We start from the raw sequence: 19,832 nt of genomic DNA on the forward strand, positions 1-19,832 counted from the left end.
TTGAAATGTTAAAATATTCAACATTCAAAGCTTTTCAACTTTGTTAAACATTTCAACTAATTTTTAAAATCTTCTAAATTCTTGTGTTAATTCAAAAACCTTGTTCAATATATCTTTTTCAATTTCATTAAAAGGTAAATCTCTTCTGGCATACACTTTTTCGGCAGTTTCAAACATTTTGGTAATGCTGTAAACTTCAAACCCATGCGCTCCGCCCCAGGCAAAATCAGGAATGAAATTACGAGGGAAACCAGCGCCGAAAATGTTGGCACTAACACCTGCAACAGTACCAGTATTAAACATGGTATTGATGCCACATTTAGCATGGTCTGCCATAATTAAACCGCAAAACTGCAATCCTGTTTTACGAAAACTTTGTTCATTGTAATCCCAAAGCCTAACATCTGCATAATTATTTTTTAAGTTCGAGTTATTACTATCGGCACCAATATTACACCACTGCCCCATAACTGCGTTCCCTAAATAACCTTCGTGTCCTTTTGATGAATATCCCCAAATTACGGCATTATTAATTTCACCACCAACCCTACTATGCGGACCAATGGTTGTGTTTGGATAAATCTTTGAACCCATTTTTACCGATGAACCTTCGCATAAAGCAAAAGAACCTCGAATATTACTACTTTCCCATACCTGGCTATTTTTTCCTAAATAAATTGGCCCTTGCAAACTGTTAAAAACAGAACACTCTGCTGTTGCACCTTCTTCAACAAAAATATTATCACCTAAAAATGTATTGGTAGAACTTAAATTTATTGATGTTCTTCCTTTAGTTAGCAATTCAAAATCCTTTCTTAATTCTGCGCCATTGTGCGTAAAAATATCATCAGGATATGTAATTTTAATAAACTGATTGCTGTATTGAATTGGTTTTAAAGTATTTACAGCTGCTAAATCGAAACTATCAGCATTAAAGGCTATAATTAAATCTTCAGCTAATAATACTTCGCCATGATTTAAGCCATTAATTTCATTTAGCAAGCCATCATCAGGACAAACCGAACCATTTATAAAAAGATTGGCATTTATTGAAGGATATTTTACAGAAAGATAATCTTGCGTATTGAAGCCAAAATCAGCATCAAAGTATTTAGCCCATTTCTCGGCTATGGTTAAGATGCCAATCCGTAAATCGGCTACTGGCCTTGTAAAAGTAAGAGGTCGTAATGATTCCCAACTAGAATCATCAAATAGATTGATTGTCATAAGCAACAAAAATAAAAAAAGTCCCGATGCTTTTGGCAAAGGGACTTTAAAAAATGCTTTTTAACGCTAAAATTATTTCTTAGCGTAACGGTTTTTAAATTTATCGATACGTCCTGCTGTATCAACCAATTTCATTTTACCAGTATAAAAAGGGTGAGACATGTGAGAAATCTCTAATTTATAAAGAGGATACTCATTACCATCTTCCCATTTAATTGTTTCTTTTGTATCTACACAAGATTTTGTTAAGAAAGCATATTCGTTAGACATATCTTTAAAAACAACTGGTCTGTAGCTTGTAGGGTGCAAATCTTTTTTCATTTGAATATTATTTTAGTTATTTGTGTTGAAAGCATCAAGAACATTTTTGCAATTTGCTGGCAACAACGCTTATGACCTTTCTGTTAGTCTTTTCTATCTCTATTTTAGAGGATGCAAATATCTTAATTTTATTTCTTAAATACAAGCGCAAATTAGAATTTTATATTGTAATAGTTTTGCATTTAAATTATTATGTCAATATCTAATTTCACGTCAGAGATGTAGCATAAAGTTTTTCAGAGCTATGTGTTTTCAAAGTGTTAGAAAAAGTTACCACAAAAATCTTCGCATTAATTTGAAGTATTTATAAACTATATTTATTGTTTCAATCACTTTACCATCCCCATGAATAGAAGAAACTTTATTAAAAGCGGCTCTGCTGCAGGTTTAATTACTACAATTGGCTTACCTGTATCTGCAGGAATTATTGTTGATGATGATATAATTACCGAATTTAAAGATGATTTCGATTTAAATGAAGTCACGATAACCCAATTGCAAAAGCTAATGCAAAGTGGTAAAGCAAGTTCGAAATCAATTACAAAAATGTATTTAAAAAGGATTGAAAAGATTGATAACAGCGGACCGAAATTAAACGCTGTGATAGAACTTAATCCAGATGCTATGGAAATTGCATCTAAAATGGATGATGAACGAAAAGCAGGTAAAATCAGAGGGATGATGCATGGAATACCTATTTTAATTAAAGACAATATTAATACTGCAGATAAAATGCAAACCACAGCTGGTTCATTGGCTTTGGCTGGAAATGTAGCTAGCGAAGATGCATTTATAGTTAAAAAACTTCGTGATGCTGGTGCTGTAATTCTTGGCAAAACAAATTTAAGTGAGTGGGCAAATTTCCGCTCTACACGGTCTTGCAGTGGTTGGAGTAGCCAAGGCGGACAAACTAAAAATCCATATATTTTAGATAGAAGTCCGAGTGGTTCTAGCTCAGGTTCTGGTTCTGCTGTATCGGCCAATTTATGTGCGATAGCCATTGGTACCGAAACCAACGGCTCTGTTATTGCTCCATCATCGTACAATGGTGTTGTTGGATTAAAACCTACTGTTGGTTTGCTAAGCCGGAGTGGTATTATTCCAATTTCAACAACTCAAGATACCGCCGGACCAATGGGTAGAAATGTTACCGATGTTGCAATCTTGCTCTCATCCCTTTCAGGAGTTGATGTGGAAGATGAAATAACGAAAAATAGTGAGGGTAAATCAGCAATAGATTATACCTCATTTTTAAAAGAAGACGCACTTAAAGGTAAAAGAATTGGTATAGAGAAGTCATTTTTAACAGGGCATGAAGGTGTAGTTGCGCTTTACAAAAACGCTATAGAAAAATTAAAGGAATTAGGGGCAGAAATTATCGAAATAGAGCTTTTAAAGGAAATGAGAGTTATTGGCTCTGCAAGTTTTACGGTATTGCAATGCGAATTTAAAGATGGCGTAAATGCTTATTTATCAAAAGCAAATGCGAAGGTTAAAACTTTGACTGATGTAATCGCATTTAATAAAGCTAATGAAGATAAGGCTATGCCTTATTTTAAACAAGAAACTTTAGAAAGTAGTGATAAAGCACCTAAAATTGATAGTAAAGAATATAAAGATGCTTTGGAAAAAGTAATCTCATCAAGAAAAATAATTACAGATTTGATGGCAAAATTTAAATTAGATGCCATTGCAGGAACGAGTTATGGAATTCCATCTGGTATTGATTTATTTAACGGAGATTACGGAAGTGGGTTTTATTTCTGTTCGCCGGCAGCTATGGCTGGCTTCCCACACATTACTGTACCGATGGGCAAAATTTATGAATTACCGGTTGGTTTATCAATTATGGCATTGGCTTATGAGGAACCTAAAGTTTTATCCATGGCTTTTGCTTATGAACAAGCTACGAAACACAGAACGGCACCAAAATTTATTAAATCATCGAATTTTTCATCGGGTGTTTAATCATTTGCCACGGAATCACAGAATACACGGAAACAAGTTTTTATAATCAAAGTACTGTGTTTTTATCTTGCATGAAAATTAAGTCTGCTTTGAACGCCCACTTCCAACATTTAGGCTTTATCTGCTGAATGTTTTCCAGGTTTCGATTTTGGCAAGTTGCCTAGCAATATATGCATCAGTTATTACCTCTGCGGAGCTCATACCTTCTGTAGTTTCAAGTAGCTCTTTTAATTTATATTGGTCAACATCGGCTTTGTATAAAATCTGAAGCAATTTTGGAAAATCATTATCAACTAAATAAGCAAAGGCATCTACAAGAACTTCTCGCAGCTGATTTTCTGAAAGGTTTTCGTTTAAATCGAAGTCTTTACCGATGATATTAATTATTTGCACGTAACAGGATTTTGAGATTTTAGAATTTTAGGATCTTGCTTTACGCTAAGAACCACAAAACTAAGTTAAATAAACCTGATAAAAGCGGACACGGAGCATCAGCCTTTTCGGCTGATTGCGGAGTAAAGCGGTTAGCAGGACTGCTGGTGCCGATGAAATGCAGAACCATTCATTTCCAAATCCCTAATCAACATTAAGGAATTAAGATCCCCGCATACGCCCGAATGACGAGCGTGTGAAAAAACATGCGGAATAAAGCGGTTAGCAGGACTGCTGGTGCCGATGAAATGCAGAACCATTCATTTGCAAATCCTTAATCAACATTAAGGGAATTAAGATCCCAGCATACGCCCGAATGACGAGCGTGTGAAAAAACTTGCGGAGTAAAGTGCTTAGCAGGACTGTAGAAGCCCTTGAAATGTAGAACCACTCATTTTCAAATCCTTAATCAACACTAAAGGAATTAAGATTCCCGCATACGCGAGAATGACAAGCGAATAAAACACATCATCCATTTCCCATTCACACATCTTCCATCATTTTATATCCACTTTATCTCCTGGCAAATTTCTATCAAAACGCCATTTGTATCTTTAGGATGTACAAAACAAACCATTTTATTGTCAGCACCTTTTTTTGGAGATTCATTTAGCAAAACAAAACCTTCTTGATGCAAGCGTTCCATTTCTGCCAAAATATCATCCACAAGAAAAGCAACGTGATGAATGCCCTCCCCTTTTTTCTCGATAAATTTTGCAATTGCACTATCATTAGAAGTCGCCTCTAAAAGTTCAATTTTATTATCTCCAGTTTTAAAAAAAGCTGTATTTACAAATTCTGATGCTACAAGTTCGGTTTTATAGCAATCGGTATTCAGTAATTTTTGGTAAATATCTATCGATGCATTTAAATCTTTTACGGCAATGCCAATATGTTCTATCTTATTCATAGTTTATAAGGTTATGTGAATGTAAAAATGCATGTTTTCCCTATACCATCATAGCTATTAATTATAATTGTTAAATAAGTTTTTTCGTATCTTTGTGTTACAAATAACAGAACTGAAATGAAACAGCCGATATATTTAGATAATAATGCAACTACACCTCTTGATCCAAGAGTTTTAGAGGCGATGCTACCATACTTTACCGAGAAATTTGGAAATGCTGCAAGCCGTAATCACGCTTTTGGTTGGGTGGCAGAAGAGGGAGTAGATTATGCTCGTGAACAAGTAGCCAAATTAATCGGCTGTACTGAAAAAGAAATTATTTTTACATCTGGCGCTACAGAGGCTGATAACCTTGGTATTAAAGGTGTTTTTGAAATGTATAAAGAAAAAGGTAACCATATTATTACTACGGTTACTGAGCATAAAGCTGTATTAGATACTTGTAAACATCTTGAAAAACAAGGTGCAAGAGTTACCTATTTAGGTGTTAAAGAAGATGGTTTAATTGATTTACAAGAACTTGAAGCTGCAATGACACCTGAAACGATTTTAGTTTCTATTATGTATGGAAACAATGAAATCGGTGTAATTCAACCAGTTAGAGAAATTGCTGCCATTGCACACAGATTTGGTGCTTTATTTATGACTGATGCAACACAAGCAGTTGGAAAGATACCTGTAGATGTAATTGCAGATGGTATCGATTTAATGGCTTTTACTGCGCACAAAATGTATGGACCAAAAGGCGTAGGTGCACTTTACGTTCGCAGAAAAAATCCAAGAGTTAAAGTAACCTCTCAAATGGATGGCGGTGGTCACGAACGTGGAATGCGTTCTGGTACTTTAAACGTTCCTGGCATTGTTGGTTTGGGTAAAGCATGCGAACTTTGTCGCCTGGAAATGGAAAGCGAAGCAATTCGTTTATCCGCTTTGCGTGATAGATTAGAATCTACCTTAAGCCAATTAGAAGAAAGTTATGTGAACGGAAATACGCAACATCGTTTACCACATGTAGCCAACATTTCTTTTAAATATGTTGAAGGTGAAGGTTTGATGATGGCGATGAGTGATTTAGCAGTTTCATCTGGTTCTGCTTGTACTTCAGCTTCGTTGGAACCATCTTACGTTTTAAAAAGCTTAGGTTTATCTGATGATTTAGCACACTCATCTATCCGTTACGGTTTAGGAAGATTTACTACTGAAGAAGACATTGACCAGGCTATTGCAATTACTCAAAAAGCTGTACTTCACTTAAGAGAACTTTCTCCACTTTGGGAAATGTTTAAAGAAGGTATCGATTTAAGTAAAATTGAGTGGGCAGAACATTAATTTGCTACGCAAATAAAGTTAAAAGTTATCAGTTGAAAGTTAAAAGTTAGGATGCAAAACATAAATATATTCAAATCGTTTGGTTAATAATTTGTGTTCTATATAACAATAATATATAATTAATAATGGGCTTCTACAGCTCTCTCCCTACTGGGGAGGGTTGGGGTGGGGCTCTAAAATCAAAAATATCATGGCATATTCAGAAAAAGTAATTGACCATTACAATAACCCACGTAACGTAGGGACATTAAATAAAGAAAGTAAATTTGTAGGCACCGGTTTAGTTGGTGCACCTGAGTGCGGCGATGTAATGCGCTTACAAATTGAAGTTGGAGCAGATAACGTAATTACCGATGCAAAGTTTAAAACATTTGGTTGCGGTTCTGCAATTGCTTCTTCATCTTTAGCTACAGAATGGTTAAAAGGTAAAACAATTGATGAGGCTTTAACAATCGACAATATGGATATTGTTGAAGAGTTAGCATTACCTCCAGTAAAAATTCACTGTTCTGTGTTGGCAGAAGATGCAATTAAATCAGCAATTAACGATTATCGCGTTAAAAATGGTTTAGAGGCAATCGTTTTAGAAAAATCACACCACTAGGAAATTTTAGATATTAGATTGACGATTTTAGATTGCATTTTGCAGGCTAATCGTAAATCTAAAATCGTAAATCGTAAATAAACATGATTACAATAACCGATAAAGCAAAAGAAAAAATCGACCATTTGATGCAGGATTCTGAAATGGGTTCTGATTATTTTTTACGCGTTTCTGTAAAAGGAGGTGGTTGTTCTGGTTTATCTTATAATTTAGATTTTGATAATGAATCTAAAACCGGAGATCAGTTTTTTGAAGACAGAGGAATTAAAATTGCATTAGATATGAAATCTTTCCTTTATTTGGCCGGAACGGAATTAGATTTTACTGATGGATTAAATGGTAAAGGTTTTAATTTCATAAACCCTAATGCCAGCCGCACTTGCGGTTGTGGCGAAAGTTTTTCAGTTTAAAAAACATTTTTATATTTAAAAATAGCCTCTACAAGAAACCTTCTTTAGAGGCTATTTTTATTAATTCAGCAACGTTATTAGCTTTAAATTTATGCAATAAGTTTTTTCTATGCGTTTCTACAGTTAATTTACTCAGGAATAGCATTTTAGCAATCTCTAAAGTTATTTTACCATCAGATATCAAAAGTAAAATTTCCTTTTCTCGCTTAGTAAGTTTTGGCATTTCACAATTACCATTTAAAGCTGGTTTTAATATTATAGCCCTTACGTCTTCGCTGAAAACAATTTGACCATTTAAAGCATCATTAATACAATTTAATAACTCAGCTGAAGATATATTTTTAAGCAAATAACCGCTTGCTCCGTTTTGAATCATATTCATTACCATACTTCGTTCTGTATGATTACTAAAGGCCAATACAATTGTTTCTGGAGCAATAGCTTTTAATTCTTTACATAAATCTATTCCGCTAAGATCAGGCAAGTTAATATCCAGCAATACCAATTCTACAGCATTCTTTTGTATGTATTTAATAAAATCATAGCCGTTATTAAAACTTGCTGCCAATTCGAATTTGTCAAAAATAAGAAGAAGTTTTTGTAAACCTTCAATTACTACGGGATGGTCATCAACAATGGCTATGCGTGTTTTACGTAACATTTAACTCAATATTTACGGTTGTACCTTTTTGGTTTTGTTCAGATTGTAACTCCAATTTTCCTTTCAAATAATTTACTCTGTGTTTGATATTGGTCATACCCATTCCCTGCTTTTGTTTTATTAAATCAATATCAAAACCTTTACCATCATCCTCTACAGTTATAAAAATGGTATCCCCGTTTTGGCTGCATTGCACCATAATTTGTTTTGCTTCAGCGTGGCGAACTGCATTTGAAAGCAATTCTTGAATGATACGATAAATTGTAAATTGTATTTTTGAAGGCAATTCTGTACTGAGATTATATAAATGGAAATCAACAGAAGTATTTTCTGTATTGGCAGATTCGCATAAATCTTTCAAAGCTGTTTCCAATCCGAACTTCAATAAAGATTCGGGCATCATATTTCGGGCTATATGTCGCAGTTCTTTAACAGAGCCATCTAGTTGAGCTATTATTTTTTCTAATTCCGGATCGGCAATGATTTCATTCTTATTCGCAGCCCATGTAGATAATTTGATTTTAACCGCCGAAAGCATTCCACCCAAACCGTCGTGCAAATCTCTTGCTACCCTCCTACGCTCTTTTTCCTCTCCATCAAGCATTGCATTAGAAGTAATAAGTTTGTTTTTGTTTTTGTAATAATTTATTGTGAAGAATGTAATAAGTAACAAAAAGGCTGCTACCGCTGCAAGCAACCAAATTGTTAATCGATTATTTTTTGCAGATAAACTCGCTTTTTCTTTTTCTATCTGAAGCTGTTCTATTTTTTTTTGATTTTCTACATTTCTAAATTTTATTTCTAATGCGTTAATTTTTTCTTTAAGCTTTGCATCATTTAGGCTATCATTAATTTTATTATATGCGACTAGCCATTTATAAGCTTCATCCATTAAGCCCATATTAGCATTTGTTTTAGCCAATTGGCCATAAATACTTTTTCTGCTATTTACATCCGATCGTAGTGGCCCATAAGACAGCAGATCCAACAAAATATTTTTACTCTTACCGTATTGCTTTGCATTGATATAAACCTCGTGTTTACGAAAGGAAAGCATTTGATACAACATCTTTTGATTATATGCCTTAGCGAGGACCATACCTTTATCTGCATTTTCCAATATGCGATTGGGAATTTGCTTGGAGGTGTAATACATGGATTCGCTATAATAATAAAGCGGATACTGAATGGATTCAGGATAAGGCTTAAGTATCTCCGCTGCTCGGTTCAGCATTTTTCTTGCTTGGCTGGTTTTGATAAGATAGCAGTAATTACCTGCTGCTGAAAGATAAGCCAGCAGAATGGTCGATGAATTGGGGTATGTTTTTTCAGCTAAAGCAATGGATTTATTAAATAATAATTCTGCTTTATTAAATTGAGCATTATACATAAAAGCACACCCAAGTTGTGTGTAGTAATAGGCCGTTCGTTCTGTATCGTTAATAGATTCTGATATGGGAATTACCTTTTTTAATATAATATCTATCAAATATTCGTACCCGTTTTCTGCTCGTTTAACAAGCGCATAATTAAACCAGCTGTAGGCTAATAATTGTTTAGCATCTTTAGTGCTATATTTTGCTAATTCGGCACAAGCTTTACCATAAGCCTGCTCAGCACTAATTTTATCATTGGCAACCAAATACCCGCCCTGATAAAAATAGAATGCCGCTTGTAAGAATTTGTATTTTTCTGATTGTTTTTTACCTGTTAACAAATAACGCTTACTTTTTACAGAATCTTTTAATCGCCAATAATCTGATAATAAAAAATTTGCCTTAGCAGACAGGCTATCCGATTTTTTGGAAACAATTATATTGTTCAGGCTATCAAGATATTTGTGCTCATTTAAAGGGACGTATTGCTGAGCCACGAGGTTTGAAAAATTGCAGAATAGAAAGCATACGGACAACCATCTTTTTAAAACAATCGATTTTTGCATTTACCTATATCTTTTTTAATTGAGGGACAATAATTCAATTAGTATTTTAACAAAAAAGCATCTTTGCTTATTATCTATAACAACGCAAAAGATAAGTATTATTAAATATATTAATTAAGTATTTTTAAATATACCTGTAAATGGGTACAAAAAAAATGCCTGCATGTTGGTATTGATTGCATTACATCTTGATCATAATTTTATTAAGCTTTTAATGAAAAACATTTAATAAAATAAATTATGAAAAAAACGTGGATAACTTGTTTTGCCTTTATATTGTTAGGCATAACATCGGCAAATGCTCAAGGAATTTTAGATAAAATTGACCGCACATTAAATAAGGCAGACAGGGCAGCTAATACAGCAGACAGAACAAATAATACAGCTGGTAAAATTGGTGGTATGTTCGGAAAGAAAAAATCTGCTTCTGGAGATAAATCAGATAACACAACCCTGATAAAGCTTAGTGGTGTAACATTTGCATCTCTTAAAACCATTAATGCAAATGTTCAAGCTAGTAAAGGTGTAGAAAATACAAAAATGAAATTTAGTTCTTCAGGCTCAACAATTACAGTACAACACGCCGGAACAACAGAAGATTTATTAAAATCTCTGCAGAAAAGTTCACCATCTACTTTTGTTGAAAAAAATATTGATGGCTTGGATGAAGGAGAAATTTCAGTCAAAATAAAATAAATGGAAAATTAACACATCTTAGTAATCCTTGGGTAGGTTCTATCTAAGGATTATTTGTTTTATACGCTCAGTTTTTTTGCAAATAGATTATCTGAAGTAATAATTATTAATGTTAATTAATCAACCCTTTTATGCAAACATCTAAATTTCGCAACATTTTATCTTTACTTTTTTGTATTGTGCTAATTACGGTTCTTTTATCGTGTGGTAAAGATGCTGCTGGAGAAGCAAGTACTGATAAATTTTTAAAGTGTAAATTAAATGGCAAAGCGTATAATTTTAATTATAATGTAAATGCCAATGATAAACCATCCGAAAAAGAAATTCATTTTGTAACAATTAGTGGATGGGAAAAGGAAGATATGATAACGGGCTTTGGCATCGGTTTAGTGGTTCCAAATGAGGGCGCTAAAGAAACAACCTATTCAGTAGCAGGTTCTTTATCCCCAGAGCTTGATGGAGACTATTTCATCCAAAACATGAAAGACGGCAAAATTATTAGCACTACCGTTTACAGCGGCGGCAGAAGTAGCGAAACATCATTTACATTAACGATAACCAGTTTAACCAAATGGGGCGTTAAAGGAACTTTTTCAGGAAAGCTAAAATTAAGTGGTGGTAATACCTTTATAAATGTAACTGAAGGTGAATTTTCTGCCCCTTACAATTGAAATTAGAATTTACCTCATAGCTAGTTATAAGGTATAAATAAACCCTTACCATCTAAAAAACAACAAGGCTTCGAATTTTCGGAGCCTTTTGCATTTTTTAATCAAAAAGCGTTATTATTGCTAACTGTAACGAGCAAACCAAATTGTAAGCAATGCCAATAATTAACGAGTTTTCTACTATACCTACATTACTAAGAAATGTGGTAAAAACCATTCATAAACCCGAACATACCTTTTTAATTCACAAGCAGGGTGCAGAATGGGCAGAAATATCTTTTGAAGATACTTTAAAGAGAGCTGACGCTGTATCTGCTTATTTCTTAGAGAAGGGAATTAAAAAAGGCGATCGATTAGGATTAATGATAGAAAATTCGCCAGAATATGTTTATTACGATCAGGGAATTCAGCAAATTGGCGTTATAAATGTATCCATCTTTCCAACATTATCAGAGCAAGAAGTTGCATATATCATCAATGATTCGGGCATTAAAGGCATTTTAATAGGTAACAATTTTTTATATCGCAAAGTGCTCAAAGTAACCGGAAGATGTAAAGAACTCAAATACATTATCCCCGCTTTTAAGGATTTTGAAAAGGTAACAATACCTGCCGATGTAAATGTAGAAGTAATTGCATTTTCGGATATTCTTGCTCTTAAACATCAAATCAGCGCTGCTGAAAAAGCAGAAATTGAACAATGCAGAAATGCTGTAAATCCAAGCGATGTTTCTTCTTTAATATATACTTCAGGAACTACCGGAACGCCTAAAGGTGTTATGCTAACACACTACAATTTTGTTAAAAATGTTGAGGTTTGCTTGGAACAGATTCCTGTAATTGATAAAACTGAAACATTTCTATCCTTCTTACCTCTTTCACACGTCTTCGAACGCACTGCAACCTATCATGTATGCTGTGCACAAGGCTGTAAAATAGCTTTTGCTCAAAGTTTAGAGCTTCTGGCAAAAAATATGGGCGAGGTTCGTCCTACAATTATGAGTTGCGTGCCTAGATTATTAGAACGGATTCATGATAAAGCCATAAAATCTGGTACAGCCGGTGGTGGTACAAAAGCCAAGATATTTACTTGGGCTCTAGAAACCGGAAATAAATATCGCTTATCTAAAGAGGCTGGAGAAAATCCAGGACTTGTTTTGACTGCTAAAAAAGCTATTGCCGAGAAACTGGTATTTAGTAAGATTAAAGAAAAAACCGGCGGAAGATTGAAATTTATGATTTCTGGTGGTGCAGCATTACCAAAAAATGTTGGTGAATTTTTTGGTGATTTGGGCATTAAAATATTAGAGGGTTTTGGTTTAACAGAAACCTCACCCGTTATGGCAGTTACAGAGTATCACCGACAGGTTTATGGTACCGTGGGACGCGTTATACCTGGTATTGAAATTGGCATTCAGGAGATTGAATCTAAAGAGATTATTAACATACAAACACACGATACTTTTAATGAAGACTTTGAATGCGCTGAAGGAGAAGTAATCGTACGTGGCCATTGCGTTATGAAAGGTTATTTTAATAAACCAGCAGAAACTGCCGAAGCAATCGATTCGGCTATGTGGTTTCATACTGGAGATATTGGTCGGTTTTATAAAGGCAATCTTCAAATTACAGACCGCTTAAAAAACATGATTGTTAACGCTTACGGCAAAAACGTATATCCAACTCCGGTTGAAAATATTTACCTAAAAAGTCCGAAGATTGAACAATTATTTTTAATAGGCGATAAACGCGAATTTATTACAGCCATCATCATTCCAAATCGTGAAACTTTAGAGGAAACCTTTAATCTGAAACCTTCGTTTTTTGATGAAGCTGATCCTTTTATTCAAAACAAAGATATAAAGGATTGGATGGAACAGGATATTAAAAAGATTTCTAATGAGTTGGCCAAGTTCGAACGCATTAAAAACTTTAAAATTAAACGAAATCCTTTTAATATTGATGAAGGAGAAATTACGCCTACCATGAAAGTTAAACGGAGAATTGTTGAAAAAAAGTATGCTGATGCGATTGATGAAATGTACGAAGAAGGCATAGAAGCTGAAAGCTAATAAACTGTAAAACAATTTGTAAACAATTAATGTTCATCAGTTCTTAATAATCGAAATATTTTCAAACAAAGTATAAATAATTTAATGTTTTAATCAATACCCGGAAATGGGAATCAATGCAATTTTATGGTTATAATTAATAGTTTCGAAGAGTATAAATCATATTTAGGTTGCGCAATAGGTTCGTCTAATTGGCACAAAATAGATCAGGAGCAAATCAATAAATTTGCCGAGGCAACACTTGATTTTCAATGGATACATACCGACCCAGTAGCGGCTAAAGAAAACAGTCCATTTGGAGGAACTATTGCTCATGGTTATTTAACGTTATCTCTTATTCCGTATTTATGGAAACAAATTGCCGACATACAGAATGTTAAAATGGAGGTAAATTATGGCATTGAATCATTTAAGTTTAACAAACCAGTATTGGTAAATGATGAGGTTCAGTTAAGAGCAAAACTTATCGCGATATCAGATTTGAGAGGGATTACTAAAGTTGTTATTGAGGCAAATTTAGACATCAAAGGACAAACAAAAACAGCTTATACCGGCAATGTTATCTTCCTTTATCATTTCAAATAATTCAATTAATAAAAATTCAGGCTATTCATTTATTTAAAACAGCCACCAAATACCACACGAGGCAAAATTATTACTTTAATACAGCAGATTACTATTGCTAAACGTGTTGTAAAATGCATACTTTTGCAAAAAATACCTGAAATGAGTATAGGATTATCAGAACAAGAAATACTACGACGTGAGTCGCTAAAACAACTTAGAGAATTAGGCATTAACCCTTATCCTGCAGAATCTTACGAAATTAATGTAAGCGCTGCTGATATTTTAGCAAACTACGAAAAGGATAAAACCGCTTATAGAACCGTTAGTTTAGCTGGTCGCATCATGAGCAGGAATATCATGGGTGCTGCATCATTTGCAGAACTTCAAGATTCTACAGGTCGTATTCAAATTTACTTAAAAAGAGATGAGCTTTGTCCTGATGAAGACAAAACACTTTACAATACCGTTTTTAAAAAGCTTTTAGATATTGGTGATTTTATTGGTGTGAAAGGATACGTTTTCACAACGCAAACAGGAGAAATTTCTATTCATGTTACCGGCTTTACAGTTTTATCAAAATCATTAAGACCATTGCCAATTGTTAAGCGAGACGACGAAGGAAACGTTTATGATGGATTTACAAATCCGGAATTACGTTACAGAATGCGTTACGTTGATTTAACGGTAAATCCCGATTTTAAGCAAATTTTCATCAAACGCAGTAAGGTAATTAACTCCATGCGTAATTATTTTGATGAACAAGGTTGGATGGAGGTAGAAACCCCAATTTTACAACCGATTCACGGTGGTGCTGCTGCTCGCCCCTTTGCTACGCATCACAATACTTTAGATATGCCTCTTTATTTGCGCATTGCAAATGAATTGTACCTAAAAAGATTAATTGTTGCAGGTTTTGATGGCGTTTATGAGTTCGGTAAAATGTTCCGTAATGAAGGAATGGACCGTACACATAACCCTGAATATACTTCAATGGAAATTTATGTAGCCTACAAAGATTATATCTGGATGATGGCTATGGTTGAAGAATGTCTGGAGAAAGTAGCTATCGCTACAAATGGTAGTCCTGTGGTTACTGTCGGCGATAATCAAATTAATTTTCAGGGTCCGTACGAAAAATTAACCATGTACGAATCGATACAGAAATTTACCGGAATTGATGTTTCGGCAATGAATGAAGAACAATTAATTCAAACATGTAAAGAATTAGGTATTGAAACCGATTCTACCATGGGTCGTGGTAAATTGGTTGATGAAATATTTAGCGAGAAGGTTGAAGCCAATTTAATTCAACCAACTTTTATAACCGATTATCCGATTGAAATGACTCCTCTTGCGAAGAAACATCGCTCCGCAGAAGGATTGGTAGAACGTTTTGAAATATTTGTTAATGGTAAAGAAATCGGAAATGCGTATTCAGAATTAAATGATCCTATTGACCAAAAAGAACGTTTTGAAGATCAATTAAAACTTGCAGACCGCGGTGATGCCGAAGCAATGGCAATGGATGATGATTTTGTTCGTGCTTTGGAATACGGAATGCCGCCAACTTCGGGCTTAGGCTTTGGTATTGATAGGATTGTGATGCTTATGACCAATCAAAGTACCATTCAAGAAGTTCTGTTTTTCCCACAAATGCGACCAGAGAAGAAGAAAATTGAATTAACACCCGAAGAAGCTGAATTATTCGCATTGGTAAAAGAGGGAGAAAATTTTCTTTTAGCTGATGTTAAGGCAAAACTAGCAGACTGGAGTAATAAAAAATGGGATGTTACCTTAAAAGCATTAACAGGTAAAGGTATTTTAAAAGTTACTAAAACTGAAGAAGGATTATTTTTATCGCATAAATAAGGTATTAACTATAAATATCTACACATAGTTAACGTAAACATAACACAAATTTAAAAGGCTTGCTAACAAATATTTAGCAAGCCTTTTCTATATTTACAGCAATCGATAATTAAAATCATTGCTATATGAATACTTCAAGTTTAGAGATTACCGAAAGAGAATATTGCATTAAATTGAGTAAAGATGCATTCGACTTATCTTTGGTTCACCAGTTAATTAAAAGAATTCAAGCCGAAGCTTTCTTTTTCAAAAGAGCTGAAGCTCAAGAAGACGATATTTTAAGTAAAAGAAATCAAAGAGAAGAATTAGAAGGATTTGATTACTTAGGTGATAAGTAAAGATTTTAAAGAGTAAAAACTCCAAAATTGTTAATCAACCTTGGCTTTTATCTCACCCTTAAACTCAATCTTAACCTTATCCTCAACCTTAATCTCATCCTTAACCTCAATCTCAACCACTAATCAATATCTAAAGTACCCTCAACCGAATCATCCATTGTTTTTCCAGTAATCACCGAAGCTGCAATTTTTAGGAAAGCTACCGCGGTACCGTGTTTTGTATCCCAATAATAACCCTCTGAAGGGATAACTTTTATCAACGTAATATTAGGATCGTCTTTACCACCTTGAAACCAGGTCTTAATAAATGGACTCCAAAGTTCATCAATTTTAGCTTGGTCTCTAAGAATTTCTGAAATACCATAAATATTAACGAAACCAGAATGAGCACCAGCCTGAAACAAAAGATGTGTAAACGGGTCTGAAGCAATTTCCTCATTTTTATTGCTATCCTTCATACTCATAAACCAAATGTTGCCCTCATCATCAACTTGCTGAATGGCCATTGGCCTAACCGACATTGGTACACCAGTTTTAATATTTGTACAAAAGAAACAACTTTCAGCTTTATCTGCCAAATCACGTAGTTTCTCTACAGCTTCTTTTCCGCCTAAATCTTTAATATTATTTTCTTCTTGAGTATTGTTCGTACTCCCTTCTTGCGATGTTGCCATAAGTGTAAGTTTTATATACACTACAATTTTAAAATTGATTTGGTTTTGAAGATTTCGAAAAGCACATTCCCAATAAGAATAAATGTCAGTCCTGCTATCACTACTATCTTTTTGTTAATGTTAGTGCTAGCATTATTAATTCTACATCAAAAAGTATAATCGTTCTATCAGGTTTATCCACTTAAGTTCGTGCTGTAAACTTAAAGCATTACGTCTATACATCTCGCAAATTGCTTAATTTTAAAGCAAGATTGGAATAGCATTCTCGTTGTTTTTCGCAAAGTTTGAATTTACAGCGGATGTTCATTTTCCATAAAATGCTAAAATACATTTTAAAAAAAAAGCCAAATCAATTAAGAAATGGCTTTCATTTATTTTGATAGAATTTATCTATATCTAACCTGCTGTTGCTTATCCATCATACCCATTTGGTCTTTCATTTGTTTAATCTGGTCGGCAAGTAATTTATTTTTATCTGCTTTTTTTGCTTCGGCTAGATACATTGTTGCTTCACGCTTGTTACGTTTTGCCATAGCAATACCTGCCAAACTTAATTTAGCCAATGCAATGTTGTGTTCCATTTGCATACCTAAACTTAAAGCTGTTTTAAAATATTTTTCTGATTTTAAAGGTGCTGTTCTACTTTCAATTAAACCAACAAGAAGGTTGTAGTATCCGTGTTGCACTTTAATTAGTTGTTTCTGATAATCAGTAATTCTATCTAAATACATTTTAGCTTTAGGCATATTATCCTTTCTAAGAAACCATTGTGCCAACAACATATTCTCATTGAAAAAATAAGTTACCAATACAATTAGCCCAAGGAATATGGCAACAATGCCCCATGGCCAAAAACCGAAAATAAATAAAGCTACAGCGCCACCCAATAATGCAAACCCCGCAATTAATCTTATAATATTTGGCATAAATTTTATTCTAAATATTTTTTTTTTGCAAATATCGTGTTTAAATAGCAGAAATTAGATTTTAAAACAATAATTTCATTAAAAATTTAGACGTAAAAAACTTAGCCATCAAAATGAAATATCTATTATCTATAACCCTAATTATCCTAGCCATGAATGTTTCTGCACAAGAAGTGAATAAAAAAATTCACGATGCTGCTCACAATAAAGAAATTCTAATTAACACTTGTACAAGAGAAGGCGTTGTCACCTTCCCCGAATTTAAAGAAATGTATGATCCATTGTATGCTGCGTACATTCCAGATGCCGCAACAATGATTGAACTGAAAAAATTAATTAAAAAGGAACAAGTAAAGATTGTTTTTGGAACCTGGTGTGGTGATAGTAAGGTAAATGTTCCTAACTTTTTTAAAGTTTTAGATGCTTTACATTTTAAAGAAAAAAATGTAAGTATTATTGCTGTAGATGGACATAAAAAAGCAGAGAATGGAATTATTGATGGTTTAGATATTCAAAGAGTACCTACTTTTATTGTGTATGATAAAAAAGGTAAGGAATTAGGTAGAATTGTCGAGCATCCTAAAACAACTCTTGAAGGTGATTTTTTAGCAATTCTTAAAAAGAAACCTTAAAACTTTAATAGATTAATTTGGTTGTATTTTAAAATCATTGATTGATTTATACGATTCACAATTTTATACCAATAATATATGTCTGCCGCGTTAGAACCAGGTTGGTTAGCCGTTTTAGAAGAAGAGTTTAATAAAGACTACATGAAAAGCCTTAAAGCTTTTTTGACTGAAGAAAAGCAAAAAGGTCATCAGGTTTTTCCAAAAGGCAGCGATATTTTTAATGCACTAAATACAACTCCATTTGATAAAGTTAAGGTTGTTATTCTTGGTCAGGATCCTTATCATGGTAATAATCAAGCTCATGGACTTTCATTTTCTGTTCAAAAAGGAGTTGCGATTCCGCCCTCATTAAAAAATATATATAAAGAACTGGAAACAGATATAGAAGGTTTTCAAGCACCGCAACATGGAAACTTGATGCAGTGGGCAGAACAAGGTGTTTTATTGCTTAATGCAACATTAACCGTTCGTGCTTCAGAAGCTGGTTCACATCAAAATAGAGGTTGGGAAATATTTACTGATGAAATCATTAAAGCGTTATCGCAAAAGCGTGAGCATTTAATTTTTCTTCTTTGGGGAAAATACGCTCAACAAAAAGCTACATTGATAGACGAGAAGAAACATTACGTTTTAACTGCAGCTCACCCATCCCCTTTTTCTGCATACAATGGATTTTTCGGTTCAAAGCACTTTTCAAAAGCAAATCAATTGTTGGTACAGAATAATTTAACGCCGATTGATTGGACAATAAGGTAAACTTATTACCACCTTAGACATCTTAGAACATCTAAGTTAGGTGTTTAGATTGAACATGTATTCACTAACAAATGCTTTCTTGCCGTTTTGCACAATGTTGGTACAATTGAAATTTACAAGCATTCCTTTTGGAGCTTTCAATAATTTCATGTAAGTAATAATTTGTGCTTCGTGTATTGGAAGAATTTTTTCCACAGATTTTAATTCCAAAACCAAGCATCCACTAAAATAATCTGAAATTTATTTGAAATCTAAGATCCTAAGTAAATTAATACTCCAAAGGTACAATAGGCTCCTTTTTAGTCGTAGACATGATCATCATCGTTTGAAAAGTTTTAACAACAGATATTTTACTAATTTTATCCATAATTAAACGCTCGTAAGCTTTGATATCCTTCACATAAACCTTCAATAAAAAATCTGCCTGCCCAGTAACATGGTGGCACTCCGTAATCTCTTTTATTTGATTTACTTCATCCAAAAAGATTTGAATGGTATTGTTTTTATGGAAATCGAGCTGAATTTGGATGAACGTTTTAATACCCAAACCTAATTTTTCTTCATCAACTAAAGCATGGTAACTTTTGATAAATCCTGCCATTTCCAATTTACGAACACGTTCTAAAGTTGGAGCCGGAGATAAACCAATTTCCTGAGATAGTAAAAGATTGGTAATTCTACCATTCTCTTGTAAAATTTTTAAAATTTTAAAATCAATTTTGTCTAATTCAGATGCCATATAAGTTCAAAGGTATTGAGAACACAAACATAACCAAATTATATTCTAAAATTTAACATAATTTATCATATATATTTTAAATAATAATTTT

Annotated in this window: 22 protein-coding genes; 12 read left to right on the plus strand and 10 right to left on the minus strand. The window is 33.7% G+C overall.

Annotation, left to right across the window (positions count from 1 at the left end):
* Positions 1-63 precede the first annotated feature (63 nt).
* Together D7004_RS00940 and D7004_RS00945 are read right to left on the minus strand one after the other, a co-directional pair.
* The gene (locus tag D7004_RS00940) at positions 64-1,227 is read right to left on the minus strand and encodes a GlmU family protein (RefSeq protein ID WP_123203999.1); all 1,164 of its coding nucleotides are present in this window, start codon (positions 1,225-1,227) and stop codon (positions 64-66) included.
* A 72-nt stretch (positions 1,228-1,299) separates the two neighbouring features.
* Positions 1,300-1,548, minus strand: a complete 249-nt coding sequence (locus D7004_RS00945) for a type B 50S ribosomal protein L31 (protein ID WP_056872608.1) — start codon at positions 1,546-1,548, stop codon at positions 1,300-1,302.
* 345 nt (positions 1,549-1,893) lie between these two features.
* Between D7004_RS00945 and D7004_RS00950 the strand changes: the two genes are divergently transcribed.
* Positions 1,894-3,516, plus strand: a complete 1,623-nt coding sequence (locus tag D7004_RS00950) for an amidase (RefSeq protein WP_123204000.1) — start codon at positions 1,894-1,896, stop codon at positions 3,514-3,516.
* Positions 3,517-3,633: 117 nt separating this feature from the next.
* On the opposite strand, the gene D7004_RS00955 is transcribed toward D7004_RS00950, so the two are convergent.
* Both D7004_RS00955 and mce read right to left on the minus strand, forming a co-directional pair.
* Positions 3,634-3,909, minus strand: coding sequence for a hypothetical protein (locus D7004_RS00955; RefSeq protein WP_123204001.1), 276 nt, complete (start codon positions 3,907-3,909; stop codon positions 3,634-3,636).
* A 541-nt stretch (positions 3,910-4,450) separates the two neighbouring features.
* Complete coding sequence (mce, locus tag D7004_RS00960) at positions 4,451-4,858, minus strand: methylmalonyl-CoA epimerase (RefSeq protein WP_123204002.1); 408 nt, start codon at positions 4,856-4,858, stop codon at positions 4,451-4,453.
* A 117-nt stretch (positions 4,859-4,975) separates the two neighbouring features.
* Between mce and D7004_RS00965 the strand changes: the two genes are divergently transcribed.
* From D7004_RS00965 to D7004_RS00975, 3 genes are all read left to right on the plus strand, one after another.
* Complete coding sequence (locus tag D7004_RS00965; RefSeq protein ID WP_123204003.1) at positions 4,976-6,187, plus strand: IscS subfamily cysteine desulfurase; 1,212 nt, start codon at positions 4,976-4,978, stop codon at positions 6,185-6,187.
* A gap of 190 nt (positions 6,188-6,377) precedes the next feature.
* On the plus strand, positions 6,378-6,791 hold the full coding sequence (gene iscU / locus D7004_RS00970; protein ID WP_123204004.1) for a Fe-S cluster assembly scaffold IscU: 414 nt from the start codon (positions 6,378-6,380) through the stop codon (positions 6,789-6,791).
* Between the two features lie 83 nt (positions 6,792-6,874).
* Positions 6,875-7,201, plus strand: a complete 327-nt coding sequence (locus D7004_RS00975; RefSeq protein WP_123204005.1) for a HesB/IscA family protein — start codon at positions 6,875-6,877, stop codon at positions 7,199-7,201.
* A gap of 28 nt (positions 7,202-7,229) precedes the next feature.
* Here the strand turns inward: D7004_RS00975 and D7004_RS00980 are convergent, their stop codons facing one another.
* Both D7004_RS00980 and D7004_RS00985 read right to left on the minus strand, forming a co-directional pair.
* Positions 7,230-7,862 (minus strand): response regulator, encoded by a 633-nt coding sequence (locus D7004_RS00980; protein ID WP_123204006.1) that lies wholly within the window; start codon positions 7,860-7,862, stop codon positions 7,230-7,232.
* Entirely contained in the window at positions 7,852-9,804 is a 1,953-nt protein-coding gene (locus tag D7004_RS00985) for a sensor histidine kinase (protein ID WP_123204007.1), read from the minus strand. The genes D7004_RS00980 and D7004_RS00985 overlap by 11 nt, the downstream gene beginning before the upstream one ends.
* A gap of 240 nt (positions 9,805-10,044) precedes the next feature.
* Between D7004_RS00985 and D7004_RS00990 the strand changes: the two genes are divergently transcribed.
* The 6 genes from D7004_RS00990 (at position 10,045) to D7004_RS01015 (ending at position 16,014) form a co-directional block, all read left to right on the plus strand.
* Positions 10,045-10,500, plus strand: a complete 456-nt coding sequence (locus tag D7004_RS00990) for a hypothetical protein (protein ID WP_123204008.1) — start codon at positions 10,045-10,047, stop codon at positions 10,498-10,500.
* Between the two features lie 131 nt (positions 10,501-10,631).
* Entirely contained in the window at positions 10,632-11,171 is a 540-nt protein-coding gene (locus D7004_RS00995; protein ID WP_123204009.1) for a hypothetical protein, read from the plus strand.
* Positions 11,172-11,323: 152 nt separating this feature from the next.
* Positions 11,324-13,240: an AMP-dependent synthetase/ligase gene (locus tag D7004_RS01000; protein WP_123204010.1), complete on the plus strand. Its 1,917-nt coding sequence runs from the start codon at positions 11,324-11,326 to the stop codon at positions 13,238-13,240.
* Positions 13,241-13,366: 126 nt separating this feature from the next.
* Positions 13,367-13,825 (plus strand): MaoC family dehydratase, encoded by a 459-nt coding sequence (locus D7004_RS01005; RefSeq protein WP_123204011.1) that lies wholly within the window; start codon positions 13,367-13,369, stop codon positions 13,823-13,825.
* 141 nt (positions 13,826-13,966) lie between these two features.
* A complete protein-coding gene (gene lysS / locus D7004_RS01010) occupies positions 13,967-15,676 on the plus strand; it encodes a lysine--tRNA ligase (RefSeq protein ID WP_123204012.1) in 1,710 nt (569 codons plus the stop codon).
* Positions 15,677-15,801: 125 nt separating this feature from the next.
* Complete coding sequence (locus tag D7004_RS01015; protein WP_123204013.1) at positions 15,802-16,014, plus strand: hypothetical protein; 213 nt, start codon at positions 15,802-15,804, stop codon at positions 16,012-16,014.
* 119 nt (positions 16,015-16,133) lie between these two features.
* Here D7004_RS01015 and D7004_RS01020 read toward each other — a convergent pair whose 3' ends face one another.
* Positions 16,134-16,688, minus strand: coding sequence for a pyridoxamine 5'-phosphate oxidase family protein (locus D7004_RS01020; protein WP_123204014.1), 555 nt, complete (start codon positions 16,686-16,688; stop codon positions 16,134-16,136).
* 386 nt (positions 16,689-17,074) lie between these two features.
* Positions 17,075-17,614, minus strand: a complete 540-nt coding sequence (locus D7004_RS01025; RefSeq protein WP_123204015.1) for a YgaP family membrane protein — start codon at positions 17,612-17,614, stop codon at positions 17,075-17,077.
* Between the two features lie 113 nt (positions 17,615-17,727).
* Between D7004_RS01025 and D7004_RS01030 the strand changes: the two genes are divergently transcribed.
* Both D7004_RS01030 and ung read left to right on the plus strand, forming a co-directional pair.
* Positions 17,728-18,246: a thioredoxin family protein gene (locus tag D7004_RS01030; RefSeq protein ID WP_123204016.1), complete on the plus strand. Its 519-nt coding sequence runs from the start codon at positions 17,728-17,730 to the stop codon at positions 18,244-18,246.
* Between the two features lie 78 nt (positions 18,247-18,324).
* Entirely contained in the window at positions 18,325-19,002 is a 678-nt protein-coding gene (gene ung / locus D7004_RS01035) for a uracil-DNA glycosylase (protein ID WP_123204017.1), read from the plus strand.
* 36 nt (positions 19,003-19,038) lie between these two features.
* Here ung and D7004_RS01040 read toward each other — a convergent pair whose 3' ends face one another.
* Positions 19,039-19,218: a GxxExxY protein gene (locus D7004_RS01040; RefSeq protein ID WP_341867657.1), complete on the minus strand. Its 180-nt coding sequence runs from the start codon at positions 19,216-19,218 to the stop codon at positions 19,039-19,041.
* A 52-nt stretch (positions 19,219-19,270) separates the two neighbouring features.
* Positions 19,271-19,741: an Lrp/AsnC family transcriptional regulator gene (locus D7004_RS01045; RefSeq protein ID WP_123204018.1), complete on the minus strand. Its 471-nt coding sequence runs from the start codon at positions 19,739-19,741 to the stop codon at positions 19,271-19,273.
* Between the last annotated feature and the right edge of the window lie 91 nt (positions 19,742-19,832).

The sequence above is a fragment of the Pedobacter jejuensis genome (assembly GCF_003725795.1).
GTDB lineage: Bacteria > Bacteroidota > Bacteroidia > Sphingobacteriales > Sphingobacteriaceae > Pedobacter > Pedobacter jejuensis.

Coding starts and splice junctions, on each gene's coding strand:
- D7004_RS00940 (WP_123203999.1), bottom strand. CDS start 1,227: ATGACAATCAATCTATTTGATGATTCTAGTTGGGAATCATTACGACCT.
- D7004_RS00945 (WP_056872608.1), bottom strand. CDS start 1,548: ATGAAAAAAGATTTGCACCCTACAAGCTACAGACCAGTTGTTTTTAAA.
- D7004_RS00950 (WP_123204000.1), top strand. CDS start 1,894: ATGAATAGAAGAAACTTTATTAAAAGCGGCTCTGCTGCAGGTTTAATT.
- mce (WP_123204002.1), bottom strand. CDS start 4,858: ATGAATAAGATAGAACATATTGGCATTGCCGTAAAAGATTTAAATGCA.
- D7004_RS00965 (WP_123204003.1), top strand. CDS start 4,976: ATGAAACAGCCGATATATTTAGATAATAATGCAACTACACCTCTTGAT.
- iscU (WP_123204004.1), top strand. CDS start 6,378: ATGGCATATTCAGAAAAAGTAATTGACCATTACAATAACCCACGTAAC.
- D7004_RS00975 (WP_123204005.1), top strand. CDS start 6,875: ATGATTACAATAACCGATAAAGCAAAAGAAAAAATCGACCATTTGATG.
- D7004_RS00980 (WP_123204006.1), bottom strand. CDS start 7,862: ATGTTACGTAAAACACGCATAGCCATTGTTGATGACCATCCCGTAGTA.
- D7004_RS00985 (WP_123204007.1), bottom strand. CDS start 9,804: ATGCAAAAATCGATTGTTTTAAAAAGATGGTTGTCCGTATGCTTTCTA.
- D7004_RS00990 (WP_123204008.1), top strand. CDS start 10,045: ATGAAAAAAACGTGGATAACTTGTTTTGCCTTTATATTGTTAGGCATA.
- D7004_RS00995 (WP_123204009.1), top strand. CDS start 10,632: ATGCAAACATCTAAATTTCGCAACATTTTATCTTTACTTTTTTGTATT.
- D7004_RS01000 (WP_123204010.1), top strand. CDS start 11,324: ATGCCAATAATTAACGAGTTTTCTACTATACCTACATTACTAAGAAAT.
- D7004_RS01005 (WP_123204011.1), top strand. CDS start 13,367: ATGGTTATAATTAATAGTTTCGAAGAGTATAAATCATATTTAGGTTGC.
- lysS (WP_123204012.1), top strand. CDS start 13,967: ATGAGTATAGGATTATCAGAACAAGAAATACTACGACGTGAGTCGCTA.
- D7004_RS01015 (WP_123204013.1), top strand. CDS start 15,802: ATGAATACTTCAAGTTTAGAGATTACCGAAAGAGAATATTGCATTAAA.
- D7004_RS01020 (WP_123204014.1), bottom strand. CDS start 16,688: ATGGCAACATCGCAAGAAGGGAGTACGAACAATACTCAAGAAGAAAAT.
- D7004_RS01025 (WP_123204015.1), bottom strand. CDS start 17,614: ATGCCAAATATTATAAGATTAATTGCGGGGTTTGCATTATTGGGTGGC.
- D7004_RS01030 (WP_123204016.1), top strand. CDS start 17,728: ATGAAATATCTATTATCTATAACCCTAATTATCCTAGCCATGAATGTT.
- ung (WP_123204017.1), top strand. CDS start 18,325: ATGTCTGCCGCGTTAGAACCAGGTTGGTTAGCCGTTTTAGAAGAAGAG.
- D7004_RS01045 (WP_123204018.1), bottom strand. CDS start 19,741: ATGGCATCTGAATTAGACAAAATTGATTTTAAAATTTTAAAAATTTTA.